Origin of the sequence: Paenibacillus aurantiacus (assembly GCF_042431225.1) — a bacterium.
Classification (GTDB): domain Bacteria; phylum Bacillota; class Bacilli; order Paenibacillales; family Paenibacillaceae; genus Paenibacillus_Z; species Paenibacillus_Z aurantiacus.
Genome location: NZ_JBHMDO010000017.1, coordinates 232121 through 255250 on the forward strand (window position 1 = coordinate 232121; position 23130 = coordinate 255250).

General features: G+C 60.8%; 14 protein-coding genes. 2 read left to right on the forward strand and 12 right to left on the reverse strand.

Annotated elements, in window-relative coordinates; translation table 11 throughout:
• Positions 1 to 15: 15 nt before the first annotated feature.
• Positions 16 to 3825 carry an InlB B-repeat-containing protein gene (locus ACFFSY_RS09765; protein ID WP_377493254.1) on the reverse strand — a complete coding sequence of 1270 codons (3810 nt, stop codon included), beginning with the start codon at positions 3823 to 3825 and terminating at the stop codon, positions 16 to 18.
• A 202-nt stretch (positions 3826 to 4027) separates the two neighbouring features.
• Positions 4028 to 4984, reverse strand: coding sequence for a LysM peptidoglycan-binding domain-containing protein (locus tag ACFFSY_RS09770; protein WP_377493256.1), 957 nt, complete (start codon positions 4982 to 4984; stop codon positions 4028 to 4030).
• A 433-nt stretch (positions 4985 to 5417) separates the two neighbouring features.
• Between ACFFSY_RS09770 and ACFFSY_RS09775 the strand changes: the two genes are divergently transcribed.
• Positions 5418 to 6635: an MFS transporter gene (locus tag ACFFSY_RS09775; protein ID WP_377493258.1), complete on the forward strand. Its 1218-nt coding sequence runs from the start codon at positions 5418 to 5420 to the stop codon at positions 6633 to 6635.
• A 175-nt stretch (positions 6636 to 6810) separates the two neighbouring features.
• Here ACFFSY_RS09775 and ACFFSY_RS09780 read toward each other — a convergent pair whose 3' ends face one another.
• The 10 genes from ACFFSY_RS09780 to ACFFSY_RS09825 form a co-directional block, all read right to left on the reverse strand.
• On the reverse strand, positions 6811 to 8667 hold the full coding sequence (locus tag ACFFSY_RS09780; protein WP_377493260.1) for a glycoside hydrolase family 30 beta sandwich domain-containing protein: 1857 nt from the start codon (positions 8665 to 8667) through the stop codon (positions 6811 to 6813).
• 263 nt (positions 8668 to 8930) lie between these two features.
• Positions 8931 to 10148 carry an ATP-binding protein gene (locus ACFFSY_RS09785; RefSeq protein ID WP_377493262.1) on the reverse strand — a complete coding sequence of 406 codons (1218 nt, stop codon included), beginning with the start codon at positions 10146 to 10148 and terminating at the stop codon, positions 8931 to 8933.
• Positions 10149 to 10176: 28 nt separating this feature from the next.
• The gene (locus ACFFSY_RS09790) at positions 10177 to 11994 is read right to left on the reverse strand and encodes an ABC transporter substrate-binding protein (RefSeq protein WP_377493264.1); all 1818 of its coding nucleotides are present in this window, start codon (positions 11992 to 11994) and stop codon (positions 10177 to 10179) included.
• 240 nt (positions 11995 to 12234) lie between these two features.
• Positions 12235 to 13881, reverse strand: coding sequence for a glycoside hydrolase family 43 protein (locus tag ACFFSY_RS09795; RefSeq protein ID WP_377493684.1), 1647 nt, complete (start codon positions 13879 to 13881; stop codon positions 12235 to 12237).
• Positions 13882 to 13886: 5 nt separating this feature from the next.
• Positions 13887 to 15071 (reverse strand): pectinesterase family protein, encoded by a 1185-nt coding sequence (locus ACFFSY_RS09800; protein ID WP_377493266.1) that lies wholly within the window; start codon positions 15069 to 15071, stop codon positions 13887 to 13889.
• 193 nt (positions 15072 to 15264) lie between these two features.
• Positions 15265 to 16182: a dienelactone hydrolase family protein gene (locus ACFFSY_RS09805; RefSeq protein ID WP_377493268.1), complete on the reverse strand. Its 918-nt coding sequence runs from the start codon at positions 16180 to 16182 to the stop codon at positions 15265 to 15267.
• Complete coding sequence (locus ACFFSY_RS09810) at positions 16179 to 17669, reverse strand: glycoside hydrolase family 28 protein (protein ID WP_377493270.1); 1491 nt, start codon at positions 17667 to 17669, stop codon at positions 16179 to 16181. Before ACFFSY_RS09810 ends, ACFFSY_RS09805 begins: the two co-directional genes overlap by 4 nt.
• Positions 17666 to 18814 carry a glycoside hydrolase family 88/105 protein gene (locus ACFFSY_RS09815; protein WP_377493272.1) on the reverse strand — a complete coding sequence of 383 codons (1149 nt, stop codon included), beginning with the start codon at positions 18812 to 18814 and terminating at the stop codon, positions 17666 to 17668. The genes ACFFSY_RS09810 and ACFFSY_RS09815 overlap by 4 nt, the downstream gene beginning before the upstream one ends.
• Positions 18815 to 18900: 86 nt before the next feature.
• On the reverse strand, positions 18901 to 20463 hold the full coding sequence (locus ACFFSY_RS09820; RefSeq protein WP_377493274.1) for an extracellular solute-binding protein: 1563 nt from the start codon (positions 20461 to 20463) through the stop codon (positions 18901 to 18903).
• 217 nt (positions 20464 to 20680) lie between these two features.
• Positions 20681 to 21538, reverse strand: coding sequence for an ABC transporter permease (locus tag ACFFSY_RS09825; RefSeq protein ID WP_377493686.1), 858 nt, complete (start codon positions 21536 to 21538; stop codon positions 20681 to 20683).
• A 399-nt stretch (positions 21539 to 21937) separates the two neighbouring features.
• On the opposite strand from ACFFSY_RS09825, the gene ACFFSY_RS09830 reads away from it, so the two are divergent.
• Entirely contained in the window at positions 21938 to 22819 is an 882-nt protein-coding gene (locus ACFFSY_RS09830) for a carbohydrate ABC transporter permease (protein WP_377493276.1), read from the forward strand.
• The last annotated feature ends 311 nt before the right edge of the window (positions 22820 to 23130 follow it).

The following is a 23130-nucleotide window of genomic DNA, read 5'->3' on the forward strand; positions in this document are numbered from 1 at the left end:
AAGTAATCTCCCCGATTAACCGTTCTTGTACGCCGCTGCCTTGAGCAGCACGGTAACAGCTTCCGCTCGCGTCGACTCGCTGAGCGGCGCAAACGCGCCCGTCGGTCCGCCCTGCATCAGACCAAGCTGCTTGAGCGTGGCCGCCGCGCTCTTCGCCCATGTTGGAATGCGTTGTTCGTCGGTGAAACCCGCGGCCGCTGCGTCGACCGGCGTTCTATCCAGTGCCCGGGCGACCATAACCGCCATCTCGGCGCGGGAGATTGCCGCGTTCGGACGGAGCGTGCCGTCCGGCAATCCGCTCAGGATACCCGCCTGCACCGCCCGCGCGACCGCCGACTTGGCCCATTCGCCGATTTGGCCGACATCGGCGAACGCCAGCCGCGCTTCGCCTGCTTGCGGGTTCAGCGCCTGCACCAGCATGACCGCGAACTCCGCGCGCGTCACCATGGCGTTCGGCTTGAACGTGCCATCCTCGTATCCGCTCACGATGCCATCGCGCAGTGCCTGTCGAATAGTTGCAGCCGCCCAGTGACCGGCGATATCTCGGAACACGCCATCTGCCGCTCCCGTCTCGGCTGGACCGTCTGCGAAGACGGCGAATTTCGTGAAATGGTCAACGCGCACCGTGATCCGGTTGCCATCCACTTGAGCGCCTTCGACTTCTACCCATGTTTTCTTAATTTCATCGTAATAGAATACGGCGGCTTGCCGCCCGCTAGGGATGCGCGCCGGGTCGAAGAGAAAACTGAGCGTGACCGGGACGCGGAACGGATTCGGATCGTTCTTAAGCATTTCGAAAATAGGGCTGGCCAAGCTCTCATCGTCCCCGATCAAGCTCGCCGTATCCGTTAACTTCTCGATCGTGATGGCGAGCGCTGTGCTCGAAGCGCCTCCCGGGACAGTCAGCGTAACCTCGCTCCCGAGACTTACCTCGCCCGCTTGGCCTACAAGCAGCCTCAGCTGTCCATTGGTCGAGTTGACGACGGTGGCAACCGGAGGCTCCGCCGTATTCCAACCGCTGTCTGTCGAGGTATTCACTTGCGTCCATTTCGCATACAGCGTCGTGTCGCCCGTAATTGCCGTCGTGAACGCGAACGGCGTCGTCAGCTCCCTGTTCGCGTACCAGCCGCTGAACGTATGGCCCGCCTTCGTAGGCGCTTCCGGCTTCGTCGCCACGCTGCCGTAGTCAACCGATTGGCTGCTTACCGGTGTGCCACCGTTCGTTTCAAAGCTCACCGTTTGCTGGTTCACGGTCCATTTCGCATACAGTGTCGTGTCGCCCGTAATTGCCGTCGTGAACGCGAACGGCGTCGTCAACTCCCTGTTTGTGTACCAGCCGCTGAACGTATAGCCCGTCTTGGTCGGGTCTTCCGGCTTCGTCGCCACGCTGCCGTAGTTCACCGTCTCGCTGCCTACCACTGTGCCGCCGTTGGATTCGAAGCTCACCGTTTGCTGGTTCACGGTCCATTTCGCATACAGCGTCGTGTCGCCCGTAATTGCCGTCGTGAACGCGAACGGCGTCGTCAACTCCCTGTTTGTGTACCAGCCGCTGAACGTATGACCTGCCTTGGTCGGGTCTTCCGGCTTCGTCGCCACGCTGCCGTAGTCAACCGATTGGCTGCTTACCAGCGTGCCGCCATTTGTCTCGAAGCTCACCGTTTGTTGGTTCACGGTCCACTTCGCATACAGCGTTGTATCGCCCGTAATTGCCGTCGTGAACACGAACGGCGTCGTCAGCTCCCTGTTTGTGTACCAGCCGCTGAACGTATGGCCCGCCATGGCCGGGTCTTCCGGCTTCGCCGCCATGCCGCCATAGTTCAACGTTTGGCTGCCTACCGCTGTGCCGCCGTTGGAATCGAAGGTAACGGTATGCTGCTCGACCGCCCACTTCGCATACAAGGTCACGCCGCCCGCCGGCATGGCGAACGACGAGCCTGCCTCATAATCCGTGCCGCTGCCATCAGAAGCGGTGTTCCAGCCCATGAACGCATGGCCCGTCTTCCCCAGCCCGCCGCTATTGCCCGCGACCGTGACGCTCGCGCCATGCTCGTAGACTTGGCTGTCGACAGGAACCGTGCCTCCCGTGCTTCCATTGCCGTCGTATGTGACCGCGTACGATGGCGGCGCTTGGACGACCTGTTTTGCGATAAAGCTAACATCCGCCATTCGGTCGGCTTTGACGATTACGGTCGCCTCATAAACGCCGGGCGCCAAGCCGTCTCTTGCGGTCACCGTAAAAGCAGTAGAAGGCGTTGCCTGGTCCAGTCTGCCCGCCGCAGGCTGCGTAATCGTAAAAGCATCCGCGTTCGCGCCGTCAAGAGATACCGCCAGACTAGCCAGCTCCCCCGTGCCGGTGCGCAAGATCGTTACGGTCTTCGTCTCTTGCGTACCGCTTGCGTACGCAGCGGGGAGCTCCCGCATCGTCAAATCGTCCAGCGCGCCGATCGTATACGTGAGCGGAGGAATGATGTAGCGTATCACAACCGGGATGTCCGAGCTGCCCCGATCGGCGTAACCTGCATAAATGCGACTGCCATCCGCGGCCCCCGCCAAGTACATGGCCGCGCCCTTGGAGAATCCTGCCGTGCCGACAAGCTCCCATTCGCCATCGATATATCGCCTCACCGTCGCTTTGCCGCTTGCGCCCTGATAAACAAGAATGGGGGCGCCTTGCTCTATGTGCAAGGTGGATTGGCCCAGGCCGCCGCCGTAGAAATCGGCTGCTCCGATACGCTCCCACACGTTGCCGATCAGCTTTTTGACAACCATTCTATATCTGTTGTCAGGTTCGGTAAACGCGATATACGGCGTGCCTCCCTCCACATACAAAGAAGGGTATTCGCCTATTCCCCCAGAGGGAGCGGAAGCGCCAACGTTCTCCCAAATGCCGCTTTCCCCGTTGAATTTCTGGACCGCGATTTTCCTGTCGCTGGACCAGTCCATATAAGCGACATAAGGCGTTCCGTTCTCCACGAACAGCGAAGCCAGCAGCGCTTGTCCCGGCGTCATCCCGTCGGCGGGTCCGATACTCTCCCACGCCCCGTTCGAGAACTTCTTCACGGCCAGCTTGCCGGAGCCTACTTGCGTATAAGCGACATAGGGAATGCCATTTTCCACGAAGATCGAGTTGTACGTCGCCATCCCGACGGAAAAACCAGGCGTGCCGACCATCTCCCAATCCGTGCCATTGTAGCGCATGACAGTCTCCTTGCCCGCGTTCTCCGGATCCGAGAAACCGACGTAAGGCGTGCCCCCGTCGATGGCCATTTTCATATAATTAGCGTTCCCGGGCGAGAAACCAGGCGAACCGATCGTCTTCCATGCCCCGTCGGCGTACTTCTTCACGGTCGCTTTGCCGCCTCGCTCGAAGTCCATATAAGCAATGTACGGAATTCCTTCATCGACGGCGACCGAACTAAAAGCCGTCCTGTTCGGCGAAATCCCGCCGGCATCCAATTCGCGCCAGATGCCCGGCGTCTCCGCCGCCCACTTCGCGAATAACGTGACGCTGCTCTCGCCCATCACGAACGTCGCGCCCAAAGCGTAATTCGTCCCGGTCCCGTCCGCTAGCGTGTTCCAACCCGCGAATTCATACCCTTCCTTCGCCAGCTTGCCGCTGTTCCCGAATACGGTGACGGTGTCGCCCGCGCTGTAGCCGCTGCTATCCACAGGGGAGGTGCCGCCCGTGTGGCCGTTCCCGTCATAACCGACGCTCAATCCGCCATTGGCATGAGCCGGCTTCTCCCATCCTTGTATGTAGCCGAAGCCGCTGATCAGAACGGCCAAACAAAGTATGATTTTCCCCATGGTTCCCATGCGCTGCATACCGAATCTTCCTCTCGTCCGTTTTTACGTATACCTAAACCAACGTTCAGCTGGTGCCTGCCGTACGATCCGATAATCCTGTTTATATTAAAAGATAGCGCTGGCAATCACCATACCTAGAAAGGAGTATTTTGCGAGATTAACGGGAGAAAAGTCGAAAAAAACCGATTCCGTCATGACCCGGAATCGGCTTTTCGTTTCGTTAAGACTTAGGCGGAATTTTCAGCTTAGTGCCGGCTTTGAGTTCGTCACCATCGCCCAGCTGGTTGAATGCCGCGATTTTCTTCGCGTAGCTGTTGGACCCGAAGTAAGCCCGGGAGATGCTGTAAAGCGTCTCTCCTTCTTTGACGGTATGCACAACGGTTGCGCCCGAGGCAGCCGGCTTATTCCCGCTGCTCGTATTGCCGCCTTGCGACTTCGACAGCGCCGGGATGACAATGACGCTTCCTGCCGTCAGCTCCGCATCCTTGCTCAGCTTGTTGCGCGACGCGATGTCGGCTACGTGCGATTTGGACCCGTAGAACAGCTGGGAGAGCCGGAATAACGTGTCGCCTTTGCGCACCGTGTAGGAATAGGGCAGCGCCACCTTCGAATAATCAGTCGAAGCCGGCTTGTCGACCGGCTTGACCGCTGCCTGTTCGATCTCGTCGACCGCGGTCCCGCCGTTTGCCTTCGGTTCATCCGCCGCCGAGTCGGTCGACTCCGCCGCTTCACTCCCCGCTTGGCCATCGCTGCTTGTCGCATTCCCGGCTGTTCCGCTTGCCGACGCTTCCGGAGTCCCGCCAGTCGAGGCCGTTCCCGTTCCGTCGGGAGCGTCTCCTTCTCCAGCGTCGGCACCGATGGCGCCCGTGCCATCCGTACCTTCGACGGATGGCGCCGAATCGGATTGCTCCGCCCCCGTGCTTTCTTTCGCATGATCCGCTGCAGCCTGTCCGCCCTTGTTTGCGCCGTTCGCGGCGCTCTCTTCCTTCCCGCTAGCCGTCTGCTGCGGGAGGTCTTCGGAACTGTTCGGCGACAGCCTCAACGTATATGCGAGCCCGCCGAAAATAATCAGCGCCAGGAAGCAAACGAGGATCATCTGAGGCGGCGCAGGCGTCTTGTTCTTCTTGCTCCGCGCCGATCTCGGCTGGAGGCCGCTGCTTGGCTGATTGACATTCAACGTGTAATCATCCCTTCCCCTGTTAACTGCTACTCTATATAAGTTGAACTCTAGTGAACGAACAAAGTGCGGAGGGAGAGAGATGAATCTCGGGAAGCCAAAAGCTTTCTGAAAGAAAGCTGCTTCGGAAGCATAGGCTCGCGGTCGCCTGCGTTGAACAACAGCGAGTCGCTGAATGCCGCTTTCCCTGTCTTCCAACAGTGAACGCAAACCAATCAGCGTGCATCGGAAGATCATCACTCTTGCGCAGCAAGTTCTTTGTTTAAAACATCAGTTCAACTTCTATAGACATTATTCTACTATATTTGCCCCCGTCGAAACGAATCTCCCGAAAAATCAGGACGCAAGCCCTACAGGAAGCGATTGGAAATAGTCCTCCTACTTCTAAATAATGGTATAATGACCATAGAAGTCAAGAGAGGATGGAATCGGTTTGAAAAAACGAACAGGTTCGACCGTCGCCGCGGACCTCTCGCGGTTCGCGCGGATCAAGGGCGCCCGGCCGCTGGTGGCGGGCATGTTCTTCTATGGCATCGGAACCGGCATTCTGGCTCCGATGAACGCGATTTATCTGCAAGTTGAGATCGGGCTTTCCAAAGGGCAAATTGCCGCGATCTTCGCCATCGCCCTGCTGCTGAACATGATCGCCACGCTGACTGCCGGCATCTATGGCGATCGCATGCGGCGCAGGAAGGCGCTTCCGATGGCGGCCGCTGGATTATGTATCGCCGGGCTGCTCCTGTATATGCGCGCGGACGGGTTCGGATCGGCGCTCGCCGGAATGGCGCTTGCGACCTCGCCGTCGGGCTTGATCCTCGGTCAGCTGTACGCCTTGGCGAGAAGCCGCTTCACAAGAGAGGCGGCGGACCTGGTCGAGATGGCGCTGCTATGGCTTCGGGCCACGTTCAGCGTCGGATTTTTCGGCGGGCTGCTGCTAGGGGCGAATCTGTATATCGTGACGTCGTTCCAGGGGGTGCTGTGGGGAAATTTGGCCGGCTATGCCTGCTTGCTTCTGCTGCTTGGCCTCTATCAACCTGGCGAGGCAACGGGCGTTAAGCAAGCGCAAGCTCCATCTTCCGCCGGAGAACCGTTCTCGGCCTGGATGCTCGCCGCGCTGCTGCTGCTCGGCTGCGGGGATGCTATACGCGGCCTCTACTTGCCGCTCGTCGTCAACCAGCTGTTCGGGCAGGCGGAGATCATGTCGTACTTATGGAGCGTGCAGGCTGTCTTCGAGCTGCTCTTCATGACGGTGACCGGGTATTGGGCGATGCGCTATGGCAGCAAACGCGTCATCCTGCTGGGCAGCGTATTCGGCCTCATCAGCTACATCGCCTACGCGAGCGGTCCGCCGCTTATGCTGTTCTTTCTCGTCCAGCCGCTGCACTCCTTCTATGTATCCATCTTCTACGGCGTCGCGATGGGCTATGTTCAGCGCATGTTCATCGCGCGCGCCGGATTCGGCGCCAGCATGTATGTCCTGATCACCCAAGCGGCGACTATGATCGGCTACGTATTTCCGCTCGTCATCAAAGGAATTTCCCCGTCGATCTTCCTCATTGCCGTATCGCTCGTGCTCGCCGCGATCGCCTGCATGGTCAAGAGCGGACTCGGCGGACCGGGTACGGGCGCTTCGCGGGAATTAAAGGCCTGAGCCAGCTAGCTGAACGGTGAGTCCGTCTAAGAAACCGGTCGCGATCTCATCGCCCGCGTCTGCCGGCACTCCCGCGATGCAAACTCCGCCCATCTCCATTCGCCTCCAAACGAAGAAGGGGAGCTCGCAACCGCCGGCTCCCCTTCTTGCTCAATATCAATATCTATAACCGCCTTTACGGCGCGCTTGCGATCGTGAATTGCTCCCAGCCGCCAGCCGACGCGCGGTTCGCGTACAGTACCGGCGCAGCCAAGTTGAGGTCGGCCGTAACGTACTGATCGTTCGCCGCCGAACGCAGCGTCGTCACGCCGCCCGCGTCGGTCCGATAGAACTTCTCCCACGTCCCGATCGCGGCCGAAGCGGCGATCAGCCGCCCGCCGTTGTTCTGGTCCGCCATGACATACTTATTGTTGGCTACCGCATGCAGGGATACCGTACCGTCGCCGTTCGAGACCAGCCGGAATTTCTCCCAATCGCCGACGGCCTCCCGGTTCGCCACGAGCGGGTCGGCTCCGGTATTGTCCGCGCTGACGAAGCTGCCGTTCGCGCTTGCTTTCAGGCTGACCGTACTCGCCGCGCTGCCCCCGTTGTTCGTCCACTTGAACGTGACGGCCGAATTGGCCTTGAGCGTATACGAGATTTTTTGCCCGTTCCAAACAATCTTGAACGTGTTGCTCGCGCTGCCGTAGTTGAAGACGACAATCGCCTTGGAGCCGTCCGGATTCTTGAACGCGACGTGATCGAGCGTGCCGCCGTTATAGCCGGTCGACGCGACGCGGCGCGCGCCGGGCACGACGAATTTGCTGAAATGGCCGATCGCGTAATATTGATCGTTGTACGTGACGCTGTCCATCGCGTCGGAGCGGATCGTCACAGTGCCCCAGTTGATGCTGCTCGGAAGGACGGTCGGCCCGTTATTCTGATCCAAAGCCAAATTCCACAGAATATACGACTTCGACCAGTTCCGCGGCACGGCGATCATCTCGCGCATCATGCCGGTAAAGCTCGGATTCCAGGAACCGTAGCCGCCCTCGGTGAACCAGATGTCCTTGCTCGGATACTTGTCGTGAATCGTCGTCATCGCGGATGGGCTCCCGCCATAATGATGGTAGGCGGTTCCCGCCACGTAGCTGTTCACGGCCGCGTCGGCGAGCGCCTGATCCGGGAACGATACGTTGTCCCAGTTGAAGTCGTAGGCCATGATTTTGGTGCCAAGACCTGCTGCCCGCATCGACGGACCGAGGTTATTCTTGATGAAATTGTTATGGTCCGCGATCGACATGTACGTCGTCGGATAATCCTTGATCTGCAAACCCGGTTCGTTCACCGGACTGATCGCGTAGATCGGGATTCCCTGGCCCTGATACGCCTGAATGAATTTGACCAGGTAGTTGGCATAAGCTCCATAATATTGCGGATCCAGGTAGCCGGTCGCCATCGGATGAACCGCGTCGGGGAACTGGCCCTTCTTCATCCAGCCCGGCGGGCTCCATGCCGCCGCCATCACCTTGATATTCGGGTTGACGCTGCGCGCCTGCTTCACCATCGGGACGATGTACGGCAAATCCCGGGCGATGGAGAAATTGTTCATCGCGGTGTCGCCCGCCGACTCGTTGTAGCTGTAGATTTCCCAGTTGAAGTCCGACGCCCCGATCGTCTGGCGCAGCATGCTGAGTCCGATGCCGGTCCGGCCGAACAGCTTCTCCATCACCTCGGCCCGCTTGGATGCCGTCAGCTTGTAGTTCAGCAGCCAAGCCGAGGCATCCGTAATCGAAGCGCCGAAGCCGTCCATCTGCTGATACTGCGTATTCTCGTCGAGGACGATAGATGTGCCGGCCGCCCCATCGTCGGGGCTGAACGTAACGTTCGCCTGCTTGGCCAATCGCGTGCCCGTGCCAAGATCCGTCAACCATACCTCGGCGGTCTCGCCGGCAGCGCTCGCGGGTGCCGGCAGCGTCGAGGTCAGCAGTAAAGCGGCGACACCACTGCTTGCAACCGTTTTCAGTAATGTAGAGCGCAAATTTCTTATCATCACGTAGATCCTCCTCTTTTCACGCGGATTTGATTCCGTTCTGTCTTGAAATCGATTACAATTTCATGCAGCGAACGTGCTTTCACCTCCCTTGAACCAAAGTGTACCTTTCTGCCCTAACGAAGAATAGGCCTCGTTTTCAAGGAAAGGTGTCGATTTTTCGGGAGTAGTCCCAACCGGATTCCCCCATGCACCACAAAAAAACAACCACCGCAAAGCGGCAGCTGTCTCCATAAACCTTCTTATTCGGCAAGCTGCACATCTTAGGCGAGCGGCAGCCGCACGATCACTTCCGTGCCGCGCTCATATTCACTCTCGACCGTCATCTTGCCGCCGAACTGCTTCACGATCTGCTGGCAGACGATCATGCCAAGCCCCGTCCCCGTATCCTTCAGCGAATAGAACGGCGACCCGATCCGCTCCAGCTGCTCCGGCGTCATCCCGATTCCCTCATCCTTGACGCGTATCTCGGCGAAGTCCCCGTCCGGCCTGCAGCTTAGTTGAAGGATGCCGCCCTCGGGCATCGATTCAATCGCGTTCTTGAGCAGATTAATGACAAGCTGTCCGAATTGCTGGGGGTTGACGCTTGCCCGGCACGCGAGCTGCGCATCTACCCGGATCGAGACGCTTTGATTAGCCGCGTATGGCTGCATCACGTTCGCCGATCGGTTCAGCTCGTGCGCAAGCTCGACGTTCTCGCGTTCGGTCGAGGCCGGCTTCCCGAAGGACAAGTAGTCGCCGATGATCGCGTTCGCCCGGTCCAGCTCGCCGATCGACAGCTCGATATACTGCCTCTTCTTCACGGGCAACGCCGGATCGTCGAGCAGCTGGAGAAATCCGCGCGTCGCCTGCATCGGATTGCGGATCTCGTGCGCGAACAAGCTGGTCAGCTCGCTGATCGTCCGCAGCCGCTCGGCTTCCATGCGCACGAATTGGACGTCGTGGATGAAATCGTTCAACCTAACCGCGATCCATGTCGTCAGCAGCACGCACAGCAGCTGAATGGCCTGCACCTGCAAGCTTTCGAGCGAGATGCCGCGCAGCAGCGCTGACCATCCGATGCCTACAAGGCAATAGAAACCGGCGAGCGAGCAGGCAATCAGCACCCTTCGTACGAGGTCGCCTTTCAGGAAAGCTTTGCGCAGCAGCAGCATGGGCGGGATGCCGCACAGCGCCGTCAGCGCCGTCGTATAGAAGCCGATATCCACGCCCAGGTATAGACGAAATAACAGCAGAAGGACCGTCAACGCCAGACCGGTTCCCGCTCCGCCGTACAGGTAGCCGAGCAGCAGCGGGATGATGCGGATATCAAGCCGGAACTGCATCCCGTAATTGACCGGGAACGTCATGCACGCCACGAGCGCAATGCCCCATAAGACCGTCATGATCGCTTTCTTGTTCTTCTCCCACGGCATCTGATGGCCGAACACGGGCATCGCGATTAGCGCGATTTGCAATAAAAAATCTTTGATGACGTTCATCGATCCGGTTGACCTTCCTCATGATGTTCTAGTCTTCTGTCCCAATCGGCTGCTCCATCCACACATCCTTGAAATCGATCCAGCCGAGCGCGTTCAGCCGCACGACGCCGCGCACCGACGGGTGAAGCAGCGTATTCAACCTGCGGTGGTAAAGGAACACGACGCACGCTTCCTCGCGAAGCATGCTCTCGATGCCGCGGAAGATCCGCCTTCGCGCTTCGGGGGAATCCGCCTTGAGCGCCTCATCGATCCGGCCGGTCACCCAATTCAACCGATCGGAATCCAAATACCGTCTGAGCGTCGCGGATTCATGCTCATACGTCTCGATCTCGCACACCTCGTCCTCGGCGAGCACGATGTTCATCAGCGTGCCGTCCGCAGACTCGTCGTCCGCGCCGCAGACGCCGCCAGCCGGCACGACAACCTCGGTCCGGATGCCCCAGCGGCCCAGCCGCTCGCCAATCCAGCGGGCATCCCGGCCATGCTTCTCGTGGATCGCCAGCCGGAAGATCTCGCAGTCATAACCCGATTCGCGAAGCGCAGAGCGGATATCCTCCTCGCTATACGCGGCTGGCACATAAGCGCTGCTGGTCTCGGGACAGAACCCGTAAGCCGGCATCGCCCGGTCTCCGCCGATCTCGGCGATCATGTCGCCAGCGTCCAGAATCATCCTCACCGCTTGGCGGAAGCGCTCGCTGCGCTGCGGCCCCGGGCGTCTCAAATTCAGACTAAGCATGGTGCTCCCTCGGCACAGCTGCTCGATGTTCTGCCAGTCGTCCGTCGCCTCGCCGTACGGATCGGCATCCGCGGCATGCTGGTCCGCCGGCACGCCGTACGACTCGGAGCGGCAGTAATCCGGCATCACGATCATGTCGACGCGGTCCAAATAAGGACGGCCCTGAAAATAATCCGGATTCGCCTCCAGCCGGATGCGGCACGACGTATTTGGCGCAAGGCGGAACGGTCCCGTGCCGGCCGGCTGCGCCGGAAAGCCGCCTCCCTCCGCCGCCACGCCCGGTCCTGCTTGAATAACGGAAGCAGCCGCCGAACATACGAACCGGTCGAAGATTCGATTCGGTCTGTTCAGACGGAACCGGACGACCAGACTGCCCACGGCCTCGACCGCGGCGACGCCGCGCATAAGCCACCGGTTGCTGGTACCGCCGCGCAGCCGCTCGAACGTGTATCGAACATCCGCCGCGGTCAATTCACGTCCGTCATGGAACCGCACGCCTTTGCGCAGATAGAAGGTCCACTCCGTCGCATCCGCGCCGGATGTCCAATGATGCGCGAGCCCGCCGACGATGCGCTTGCCGCCCGCATCGTAATTCAGCAGCCGGTCGAACACCTGGCGGATGATTTGCGCGTCCATAGCGTAATAGAGCTCCGCCGGATCGAGCGTGCTCGTCTGTTGATTGACCGGGAACACCAGCGCGTCCGTCGCCCGAATCCCTTCGCCGCTTTCCTCCTTGCGGTAACCGAACTGCCCATTGAGCCAGGCAAGGAACGTCTTCCTGGTCTCCTCCCCTTGCCCATAAGCTTCCAGCAGGTCGAACGCTTGCTTATAATCCCCGCTCTCCGCCTGCCCGCGCGCAATTTCGAGCAAATAAGCTTCCTGGTCGATTCGAAAAACAACCTGAGACCGGTTGCCTCTGCCAAGCCCCGGCTTCCACTCGATAAGCCCCTCTTCCTCGAGCTTCCGGACGATGAGCCGCGCGTTGCGCGACGTGCAGTACAGTACCTCCGCGATTTCATCCAGCGTCGCCTCGATCGGGATGCCTGCGGCGGCGCCTCGCGAGAATCGGTTAAATAAAGTCAAATAACGTTCTGTCGTCAATAATTGCACGGCGAGTCCTCCCACGCGCACGATAATAAAAAGAGGAAATCCATTTACGAGAGTATACACGTTTAATCCTCTTTTGAACAGCGGATTGTTGCCGCTCGGGACGCGGGAAGCCGTGGCGGTGCGAGAACGGCCAATGGCGCCGCGGAGATGAGCTGCTCCCCTTGGCGCCAAATTGAACCTGCTGAACCTGCCTCTTGTTTAACTTCGTGCGCGGGAGTTGCTTGCGCGACCGCTGTCCGGTTACGCCCGCCCTTCGTAACGGAACGACGCGAAGTCCGCGTAGCTGCCGCCGGTGCGGTACATATCGTGCGCGCCGATGCCGATGAAGTTGCCGGTGAAGCCGCCGCACAGGAAGTCGATCGCAAGCTCCTCTCCGAGCGGCTGCCATGCTTCGTCATCCACGCGGCAGCCGAACCGCGCCCGAATGCCGTCCGCTTCCACGGCGAGGCTGACTTCCCCGCCTCCCGGAACCAAGACGACGTCCGGCAGCAGCGTGAAGACATCCGACGCGCAGCGCATGAGCCGTACGACGCGCCCTTGCCGCTCGTCGTGGGTCACGCAGGCGTACACGTAATTCTCGTCGTTCAAATAAAGCAGCAGCCCCGCCATCTGCAAATAGGAGGACGGCGCGTAATCCAGCGTCGTCTCGGCCCGGAAGCTCAGCTCCGTCTGGCGAATCGCGAGGATATGATGCCGGAATAACGTCTGCGGCGATTCACCCGCCGTAATCCGCAGATAGCCCGGTCGACTCGCAAGCGTACACCAGCTCTCATCCCGCAGCATCCGCAGCGTGTTCCAATTCGGGTGCAGCGAAGGGCCCTCGAAGCGGTCCTCGAACAGCGCGGTTGCGGGGCTGCTTGCGGAAGGGTTCCCCTCCGAGGCGTCGAGTCCGCCAGCAGCATGCGCGCTGCCGGCGGGAGCCGGCACGTCGAGCAGCGGCAACGTGCCGCCGCCGTGCAGACGGAGCCAGCCGTCTTCCGTCCAGTCCACCTTCTGGATGGCGGTCTCCCGGCCGAGAATCGCGTATTTCCCGTCCACCGGCCGCGTGCACAGATGCGCCATGTACCATTCGCCCTCCGGCGTCTCGACCATGCTTCCGTGACCCGCGCATTGCAGCGGCCAGTCCGGCGTATCGCTCGCGGTCATCATCGGGAACTTCGGATCGACCTCGTAGGGGCCTCCCAATTGCCGCGAACGCGCGACCGTCACGGCGTGGCCCGTCCCCGTGCCGCCTTCGGCGGTGATTAGGTAATACCAGCCGTCCCGCTTATATATATGAGGAGCTTCCGTCTTCGCCAGATGCGTGCCGTCGAACAGCTTCACCGGTTCTCCGATCAGCTCCTGCCGGATCGGGTCATATTCCTGCATGACGATGCCGGCCGACTTGTTGCCCGTCTCGATGCGATAATCCCAAATCTCGTTGAGCAGCCACTTGCGGCCATCGTCGTCGTGGAACAGCGACGGATCGAAGCCGCTGCTGTTCAGGTAGACCGGCTCCGACCAAGGACCGTCCAGCGACGTGGCGGTGATCAGATAGTTGTGGCTGTCTTTGAAAGGGCGTCTTGTGCTCTTCACGTCGGTATAGACCAGATAGTAGAGTCCTTCGCGCCAGCTCAGCTGCGGCGCCCAGATGCTGCCGTTCTTCGGATTGCCGCGCAGATCGACCTGATCCGTCAGCAAGTCGGCGCGATGCGTCCAGCGGATCAGATCGGCCGATTCGTACACCCGCACGCCCGGCAGCCACTCGAACGACGACACCGCGATGAGATACTTCCCTTCCGCGCGCAGCATGTAGGGATCCGGGTTGAAGCCGCGCAGCACCGGGTTGACGATGGTTCCTCTTCCTTCCGCGGCGCTTGCGCGCGCCGCGGCCGTTTGTTCGCTCATCTCGCTCATCCTACTCCCTTCCTCTTCAGAAAATCGCTGTCCCGAAACAATTCGTCCGCCTCAAGCCCGGCCGGGATTCGGTCGGAGCGCAGTCCGAAGCCGCCACCAGCTGGCGGGAATTCCCGCGGGTCGGGCTTTGCGCCTAGAATCGGCTCGCCAATCGGGGGCATCTCGCCGATGAAGGCCGGCTGCCTCTCATGTACCCGTATGGACCGACTCGCCGAATCGCGCTCGCCGACCGAACCAAGCTGATAGGCCCCATCCGTATCGCTTGAATCGGTCGTCAGCTTATCCGATGAGTCTTCCAAGCCGTTGCCCAACTGCCCGGCCGACGGCTCGAGGAGCGAGCGGCAGCCGAACTCCCGGTACCGGACCGTGGCGCGGGCGTGCGGCTTCTCCCAGTCGTCCCAACGGTCGGGATGAAGCCTTGCCCCGTATGCGCAGCCGACCCAATCGGTCTTGGCCGCGTCCCGCCATGGCCGGCCGAGATAGAGCGGCCCCGCTCCCTCCTCCGCCGTCAACAGGCATTCCCGGAACACATAGCCGTGCGCTTGGCAGGCCGGGGTAGAAGCGGCCGTGACGTAGATTGACCCGCCTCCGCTTCGCTTGCGCGCATGAATGCGGCAGCGCTCGAACACCGCCATCGCCCCGCCGAAAATATAATCGACCGTACCTTCGATCCGGCAGCCGATATAGAGCTGGCGGCAGATCGAGCGCTTCTCCCGGACCGGAATGCCGCCGAATGGCGTCCCCGCAAGCGAGGCGTCCGGCAGCGGACCGGTGCACAGCGTGTCCTGATAGCCCAGGAAGACGCAATGCCGGAACACCGTCTCGTCGCAATGGGCATACAACGCCAACGCCTGACCGACGAGGTCGCCGCAGCCGGCCGCGTTCTCGACCGTCACGTTCTCCATCGCAAGCCGGCTTCCGCCAAGGAACAGCGTCGGCGTGCCGAACGTGCCGAGCGGCTGACCGTCCGCGGCCGCCTGTCGCGCGGACAGCCGGCCCCGAATGACCACCTCGCCGATCCCGACGATGCGCAGATCCGAGCGATAGACGCGTACGTTCTCCTCGTAGATGCCCGGGAGGATCGTCAGCGTGTCTCGCGAACCAGACGGCCTCCGCTCCAGCTCGTCGATTGCCGCCTGAATCGTGTCATGGTCGCAGCCAGGATAGAGTCCTACAAGCATAGCGCAACGCTCCTTCCATATCGTGGGTCCCGATCACGTCGTTGCGCCTTCGCGCCTAGCGAGAACACCCGGCTGTCGAGGCATGCCGCCGCCCATAACCGGGCGGGCCGGCAGCCATGTCCGCATGGTGCGGCAAGCGGCCGGGCCGCGCTCTATGCGGATTCCCCGCGCGGACATTATGCCGCACGCCAAGTTACAGATGCTCCCGCACAAACCGCCGCCAGCGCGCCCGCATCTCCGCCGTCTCGCGATGACCACCGCCGCTAACGACCGATTGCCAGTTATCCGCCGCACCGGCTTCCGCGTAGCTACCGCGCAATCCCGCGTCCAGCAGCTGCACCCCTTCCGGCGGGCAGAGCCGATCGCTCCGCCCGTTCAAGCTCATGCGCGGCCTTGGCGCGATCAGACGCTGGATGTCTAACGTGCCGAACGATTGAAGAAGACCGGGCACGTAGGCGTACAAGCCATGATGATCAAGCCCGCGTTTCATGATCAGCGTCTCCGCCTCCACCTGCCCGCAAATATCGACGACGACGCGAATTCGTTCGTCGAGCGCGGCCAGCCACCAAGCCATCAGCCCGCCCATCGACATGCCTAGCGTACCGATGCGCGAGCCGTCGATGTCTTCCCTATCTGCCATCGCGTCAACAAGGCGAAGGGTGTCTTCCACCATCAGCCCCCACAGCACCTTGCCGCGCCAGAGCAGCTCCTTGAACAGCTCGCTCTCGCTTTTGCCGCCGCGATCGCCGAACAGTCGCATGTCCATGCAGCAGGCGGCATACCCCATTGCGGTCAACGCTTCGGCGTACGATGGCTGCTGCAAATACGAGCTGCTTACGGTCAGCTCGCGACGCCCGCGCTCATAATCTCCGCCGTGCGAATGATTCACGATAACGAGCGGGTAAGGGCCATCGCCATGCAGCGGCAGCGCGAGATCGACTGGGGCCAATTCCCCGTCGCCGACCTCGAGCAGCAGCGTGTCGAGGCGATAACCCGCGCGCGTCTCGCTGCGCAGCAGCTCGAGCCGAGGCCTACTTTGACCGTCAAGGTCGCCCTGCGCCGACCTTCCCTCGATGCCGAGCAGCCGCAGCAGCTCTTCCCGCCGGTTCACGGTTGCCCCCGATCGCTGGCAGCCTGCGTGCCTGCTGCCACTTCCGCTTGCGTCAGCTCCACCGACCCGCCTCTGCCAGAGCCTTGTACGTCTGCGGCTGCTTCCGCTTGCGCCGGCTCCGCTGCGCCGCCGGCTTTTACGCTCCGTGCGCCCGCTTCCTCCGCCCGCTGCACAAGCGGCTCCGGCTTGCGCGTCCGCACCGACCGGCAGCCGTCCAATTCCACGCATTCCGCATGCTCCAGATAGAAGGCTGGCCCGTCATGGTCTTCCACCGTCACCTTGCTAAACCGAATATCCCGTACGTTGCCGAGATAGAAGCCGCGGCGGCTCATTTTCGGTATGCCGTCCATCATCGCCGGGTATTCCGGCTCCGGGTCTTGCGCCATGGAGATGTCGATATTGTCGAACGTAATCTCGCTGATATACTGCTCGGCGAGTCCGTACAGGAAGCCTGCCGACGCGCGCACGCCCCGGGCGGTGATGCCGCTGAAGTGAATCCGCCGGAAGCAGGGCGTCTCCTCCGTGACGGGGTACGGATTTTTGTCCCAGACGTATTGGTCCTTGCCTTTGGGGCCGCAAAAGTAATACAGCTTCAAAATGAACGGACAGATGACGTCCTCCATCACGATGTTGCTCACCCGGATATCCTCCACGATGCCGCCCCGCCCGCGCCGCGACTTGAGCCGGATGCCGCGGTCGGTGCCGATGAAGACGCAATTGGCGATCGTCACCCGGCGAATGCTGCCGCTCATCTCGCTGCCCAGCACGACGCCGCCGTGCCCATGGACCATCGTGCAGCCCGTGATCGTAATGTTCTCGCATGGAATCCGCTCGGCCGTATCCTCCGTGCCCGCCTTGATCGCGATGCAATCGTCGCCGACGTCGATGTGGCAGCCTCTGATACGCACGTTGCGGCACGACTCGGGATTGATGCCGTCCGTGTTCGGCGAATCCGCCGGGTTATGAATGCTCATGTTGTCGATCGTCACGTCCTCGCACTCGATCGGATTGACCGTCCAGCTCGGGCTGTTCACGAGCGTCAGATCGCGCAGCGTCACGCGGCGGCACCGGTCGAAGCTGATCAGCTTCGGACGCGGGAACGCGAGCGCCTCCCGCTGCTCCCGGTGCAGCTTCCACCACGGCTCGCCGCGGCCATCCAGCTTGCCGAAGCCGGTCACGGCGACGTTCTCCAGATCCGCGCCGTAGATGCACGACGCGTAGACCGGGCGGCGGACGCCTTCCCAGCGGGAATCGACCGGCGCGTAATCTGCCGGATCGGCGCTGAACGCGATGACGGCGCCGGGCGACAGATGCAGCTCGATATGGCTGCGCATGCGAATCGGCCCGCTCAGGTACGTGCCGGCGGGCACGACGACCGTGCCGCCCCCTGCTGCCGCAGCCGCTTCGATGGCGGCCGCGAACGCTTCCGTTGCCGGCTGTTCGCCGCCTGCTACAGCCCCGTAGTCGGCGATGTTATAGACCGTCATGCTTTGCCCGCCTTCTCCGGCCGCGCCGCCGCGGAGCGGCCGTGCTCGTATTCCGCGCACGCTTGCAGGAACGCGCCCAAGCCTTTCTGATCGTTCGCGATGATCGGCTCGCTGATGTAATACGCGTACGTCCCGTCCCGGCGGTCCGCGCCGCCGAGGCCCGCCACCTGGCAGTTCTTGTTCAGGTTGACCCAGCCTTCCTTCGTCTCCAGCACGAACTCCGCGATCAGGCCCGCGAAGGCATGCTCCAGCGTCTCGTTCCATTCCGGATCCAGTACGCCCAGACGCAGCCCCTTAGCAATAGCCAACGTAATCATGGACGACGCGGACGCCTCCAGATAGTTGCCCTTGCGCCCCGCTTGGTCGAGCACCTGGTACCATACGCCCGACTCCGCGTCCTGCACGTTCCGCAGCGCGGTCAGCGTATCCCGCAGAATGCGCTCAAGCTCCAGGCGGTCCTTATGATGCCCCGGCAGCAGCTCCAGCACGTCGGCCAGCGCCATGACGAACCACCCCATTGAACGGCCCCAGAAGCTTGGCGACAGGCCGGTCGCCGGATCGGCCCACGGCTGCTCGCGCTTCTCGTCCCAGGCATGGTAGAGCAGTCCTGTCCGCTCGTCGCGCGTATGCTTCTCGCACAGAATGAACTGCTTCGTGACGTCGTCCAGCCCTTCGCCGTTCTCGAACGTCAGCAGATAGTCGAGATAGAACGGCGCGCCCATATATAAGCCGTCCAGCCAGATTTGGTACGGATAGATCTGCTTGTGCCAGAAGGCGCCTTCCGACGTGCGCGGATGCGTGCGCAGCTGCTCCCGGAGCGACGCGGCCGCCAGCTTATACTTCTCCTCGCCGGTCTCGCGCCACAGGTCGATGAGCAGCTTCCCGTTGTTGATATGGTCAATGTTGTATTCGTCCGCCCGGTAGCCTCGAATGGCGCCGTCCTCGCCGACGAATGCGTCCATATTGTCTTGAATATAGCCGAGATACCGCTGCTCGCCCGTGAATGTCCACAGCTGCCGGAAGCCTCTGAGCACGACGCCATAGTCGTAGGACCATTTGCCGCCATAGCCCTTGTCTTCGCCAAGCTGCGGCGTGCGCGCCATAATCGTCTCCGCCGTACGAACCGCCCATTTCGATTGCGCCATGATAACCTCCTCGTTCTCGTAAGCAGGTCCCGCCTCGCCGTCGGTTGCGGGCGGGCAGGACCCTGTCCATTACGTCTGTTTCGGGATTAGCCCTGCACCTTCGCGAACGCCGCTTCATATTCGCTGATGACGCTTGCGCCGCCGGCTTTCTTCCAGCTTTCCACCGCTGCCTTGAAGTCGTCCAGCGTCGCTTTGCCTAGAATATATTTGTACGTCGCGTCGGTGATGATCTTCTGCAGCTCGGAGCCTTGGGAGGACCATGTCGGCGATTCCAGCGAGTAGAACGGATTAAGCACGACGTAGTTCGCGTTATCCGCGATCAGCCGGTCTGCTTCCTTCTTGAGCGGGTCCGCGTCGTGAATCGTGAATCCTACTTCGCTCGGACGGGATGACGCGAACGGCTGCACTTCCTGCTGCCACAAGTCCTGATCCTTGATCGTGACGGCTTGCTCGGCATCCTTCGTATAGTGCACGCCTTCGATGCCGTACGTCATCAAGGCATACGCCTCTTCGCTCATCAGATCGTCGACGAACTGAAGGACGCGCTTCAGCTCGGCTTCGTCTTTGACCTCCGAGCGCGGGAAGGATAGCAGGCCGCCGATGCCGTTGTTGCCGCTCCAGATCGCGCGCTGCTGGCCCGGCGCCGTCAGATCGTTCACCATGACCAGCTCCATGTTGTCCTGCACGCCTTTGGCCATGTTAAGCAGGTTCTTGCTGTCGAACAGCGCGCCGACGTAGATGCCCGCTTTGCCTTGGGCGAACTTCTGCTGCTGATCCGTCTTGGCCGTCACCGCGAAATCCTGGTTGATATAGCCGTTGTCGTACAGCTGCTTCATGTAGTTCATCGTATTGACGTAGTTCTCGGTCTCGAACTCCGCGACCGCTTTGCCGTTCTCTTCCTTCCAGATGTTCGGCGTGCCAAAATAGGAGCCGAGCGTCTTGAACGCGCCGAACACCAGATCGCTGCGATCGACGAAGCCCGTCGTGTCCTTCTGCCCGTTGCCGTCCGGATCCTGCTCCGTGAACGCCTTGGCGACGTTCATCAGCTCGTCCGTCGTCTTCGGCACCGCAAGGTTCAGCTTATCGAGCCAATCCTTGCGGATGACGACTCCATTGCGGGCGAGCGCCTTCTGGAACGGAATGCCGTACAGCTTGCCTTCGATCGAGGCCGACGTCCGGGTATCCTGGGAGATCTTGCCCAAGTGCTCGAACTCGTCGAGGAACGGACCGACATCCCAGAACATGCCGGATTTGAGCGCGCTGCGCACCGAAGAGTTATCCAGAATCGTCAGCGTCACGATATCCGCGAGCGAATCGGAGGCGAGCGACGTATTGATCCGCTCCTCCTTGGACGCGTCCGGCACCCAAGAGAACGTCAGCTCCGTATTCGTCAGCTCCTCGATCTTGTTCAGCACCGTATCGGTCGGCGGCGAGGCGGTGTGCAGGATGTTCAGCCAGGAGATCTTCGCCGTCTCGGCTTGCTTGTCGCCTGTATTCGCGCCGCTGGATGCGCCATTATTCGTCTTGGCCGGGTCGCCCGCCCCGCCATTGCCGTTATTGCCGCCCGAATTGCCGTCGCCGCAAGCGCTGAGCAGCAGCGCGCTGCCGAGCAGCAGGGCCGCCGTTTGCTTCCAAGTTCGTTTCGTCATCTTTCCAATCCCCCTTGATCGAATAAAACGCGATAGTGCCTTCCCTGTCATGCCGCCCGTGTTCATGCTATCTTCCTCCCGGCAGGCAATGGCCCGCGGGCTGAATTCGTTGCGTTCGCGCCTCCAAGCGCGTCCTCCAAGCTCTAGAAGCGTGGCGCGAAGTCCGTGTCCTACGGTCGATATGGATTCCACTCGCGGCCGCTTCTTCGCCGCTCTTCTAGTACACGCCGTCCTCGCCCATCTTCTTCGCCAGCTTGTTGGAGAGGATGACGAGGATGAGGCCGACCAGTCCTTTGAACAAGCCGACGGTCGTACTGTAGCTGAGCTGCCCGTTCTTCAGGCCCGCCGTGTAAATGTACGTATCGAAAATTTCCGCCACTTCGCGGTTCAGCGAGTTGAGCAGCAGGTACATATGCTCGAACCCGAGGTCGAGCGTGCTGCCGATCTTCAGAATGAGCAGCGTGATGATGACCGGCCGAATGGCGGGCAGCGTTACGTGCCACATTTTCCGCAGACGCCCAGCGCCGTCCATCTCCGCCGCCTCGTACAGCTGCGGGTCGACGACCGTGATCGCCGAGATGAATATGATGGTCGACCAGCCGAGCTCCTTCCAGATGATCTGGCCGATGTACATCGTGCGCAGCCACTCCGCCGAGGTGAGGAAGTTGATCTTGGCGAAGCCCATGGCCGCCAGCAGCTCGTTGACGACGCCGCCGTCCACGGTCAGGAACACGAAGCAGATCGAGACGATGATGACCCACGAGAGAAAGTGCGGAATGTAAATGATCGTCTGGACCGCGCCCTTGAAGAACCGGTGCCGGACCTCGTTGAGCATCAGCGCCAATATAATCGGCAGCGGGAAGAAGAAAATAATGTTCATAAAAAACAGAACGAGCGTGTTGCGCAGCAGCATCCAGAACGTCGGCTCGGTGAACAGCCGTTCGAAATGCTTGAAGCCGACCCACGGGCTGTCCTTGATGCCGAGGAAAGGCTGGTAATCCTGGAACGCGATGGCGAGCCCGCCCATGGGCAAATACTTGAACGCGATAAAAAATAGGAAGCCCGGAAGGATCATCAGGTAGAGCAGCTTGTTGCGGCGAATCTCCTTCCAAGGGATGACGGCCCTCTTCTTGCGAATGCGGGCAGGCGAGAGCGAGACCTGCGGCGCGGCGGTTTCCTGCATGGGTAATTCCTCCTTGTAAGCGCTGCCTTTCATGTTCTAAGCGTAGGGCGAAATGGGCGTTCCGTACATAATCATTTGACCATGAACCGCCGCGAAGCCCGTCGTTACAGCGTTTCGGTTATATCAATCTGGGCTCGTGACAACCGTCTGAGCTTATGATTATCGCCGCTCGCGCCCCTTCTCGTCCCTCTGCAAACGCTATACGGGCAACACCTCGGATGCGGATTATATACGGAATGCAAGCCGCTTGGTACAGTCGAAGTATCTTACATCCCAAGGAGGATAACCGCTATGTCGCCATCCCGCAAACGATCGTCCGTGGGAAGCCTGCTGTTCCATGCCGCGAACAACACGGCCCTCGCGCTGATCGCCCTAATCTGTCTCGTTCCATTCCTGAATGTGTTCGCCAGCTCCTTCGCCTCTACGCAGGAGGTGGTGTCCAAGAAATTCATCCTCTTCCCGACGACGTTCTCCCTGGATGCGTACCGGTACGTGCTCTCCACGCCGACGCTCTTCAAGGGACTGGCCGTCTCGATCGGCGTCACGGTGATCGGCACCGTCGTCAGCATGGCGCTGACCGCGCTTATGGCGTACGGCTTGTCGCGCAAATATTTGTACGGCCGCGACTTCATTAATTTCGTCGTCGTCTTCTCCATGCTGTTCAGCGGGGGGATGATCCCGACCTTTCTCGTCGTCAAATATTTCGGACTCATCGATTCATATTGGTCGATGATCGTGCCCGTGGCCATCAACGCCTTCAACCTGATCATCATGCGCAACTTCTTCCAGGCGCTGCCCGAAGGCTTGGAGGAATCGGCCAAAATCGACGGTTCGAACGACTTCGGCGTCTTCTTTCGCATCATGCTGCCGCTGGCCATTCCGTCGATCGCGACGATCTCCCTGTTCTATGCCGTCACCTATTGGAACACGTACACGAACGCGATTCTCTATCTGGCGGATTCCGCCAAATGGCCGATTCAAGTGCTGCTGCGCCAGATCGTGCTCGTCTCGAGCGGCATGCAGGCGGAGGGTACTTCGGTCGACGTCATCCCGCCCGCGCAGACGATCAAGATGGCCGTCATCGTCGTCGCCACCGCGCCGATGCTCATCGCCTATCCGTTCGTGCAGAAGCATTTCGTGAAAGGCGCGCTGCTCGGGGCAGTCAAAGGGTAGCGCGACGGTTCGGCGATCTCGATCCGTCCGGATGAATATAAAGGGCTTCGCCCTTCTTGGACCCCTTCTTTACCTCCCCCAAGCCCCCTCGCGAGGGGGTTCCAGGCTTATGCTTCCGAAGCGCGCTTTCCTGTGGAAACCGCTCAGGCTCTGCCCTCTGGACTCCCTTTTCGTGCTGACAACATGGGTGGCGGGCGGCGGTTGCGTTCGTGCTGGGCACGCTTTTGTCCTGGGGGACAAAGCTTCATACGGCGCCCCTCCCTCCCCCCCCTCCACCGCAATGCTGTCAGGTTAAGGAGAAACGTCCGGAT

Excerpts from the sequence above, each read along its gene's own strand:
- ACFFSY_RS09765 (WP_377493254.1), bottom strand. The coding sequence starts at position 3,825 with ATGCAGCGCATGGGAACCATGGGGAAAATCATACTTTGTTTGGCCGTT.
- ACFFSY_RS09780 (WP_377493260.1), bottom strand. The coding sequence starts at position 8,667 with ATGATAAGAAATTTGCGCTCTACATTACTGAAAACGGTTGCAAGCAGT.
- ACFFSY_RS09785 (WP_377493262.1), bottom strand. The coding sequence starts at position 10,148 with ATGAACGTCATCAAAGATTTTTTATTGCAAATCGCGCTAATCGCGATG.
- ACFFSY_RS09795 (WP_377493684.1), bottom strand. The coding sequence starts at position 13,881 with ATGAGCGAACAAACGGCCGCGGCGCGCGCAAGCGCCGCGGAAGGAAGA.
- ACFFSY_RS09800 (WP_377493266.1), bottom strand. The coding sequence starts at position 15,071 with ATGCTTGTAGGACTCTATCCTGGCTGCGACCATGACACGATTCAGGCG.
- ACFFSY_RS09810 (WP_377493270.1), bottom strand. The coding sequence starts at position 17,669 with ATGACGGTCTATAACATCGCCGACTACGGGGCTGTAGCAGGCGGCGAA.
- ACFFSY_RS09815 (WP_377493272.1), bottom strand. The coding sequence starts at position 18,814 with ATGGCGCAATCGAAATGGGCGGTTCGTACGGCGGAGACGATTATGGCG.
- ACFFSY_RS09820 (WP_377493274.1), bottom strand. The coding sequence starts at position 20,463 with ATGACGAAACGAACTTGGAAGCAAACGGCGGCCCTGCTGCTCGGCAGC.
- ACFFSY_RS09825 (WP_377493686.1), bottom strand. The coding sequence starts at position 21,538 with ATGATCCTTCCGGGCTTCCTATTTTTTATCGCGTTCAAGTATTTGCCC.
- ACFFSY_RS09830 (WP_377493276.1), top strand. The coding sequence starts at position 21,938 with ATGTCGCCATCCCGCAAACGATCGTCCGTGGGAAGCCTGCTGTTCCAT.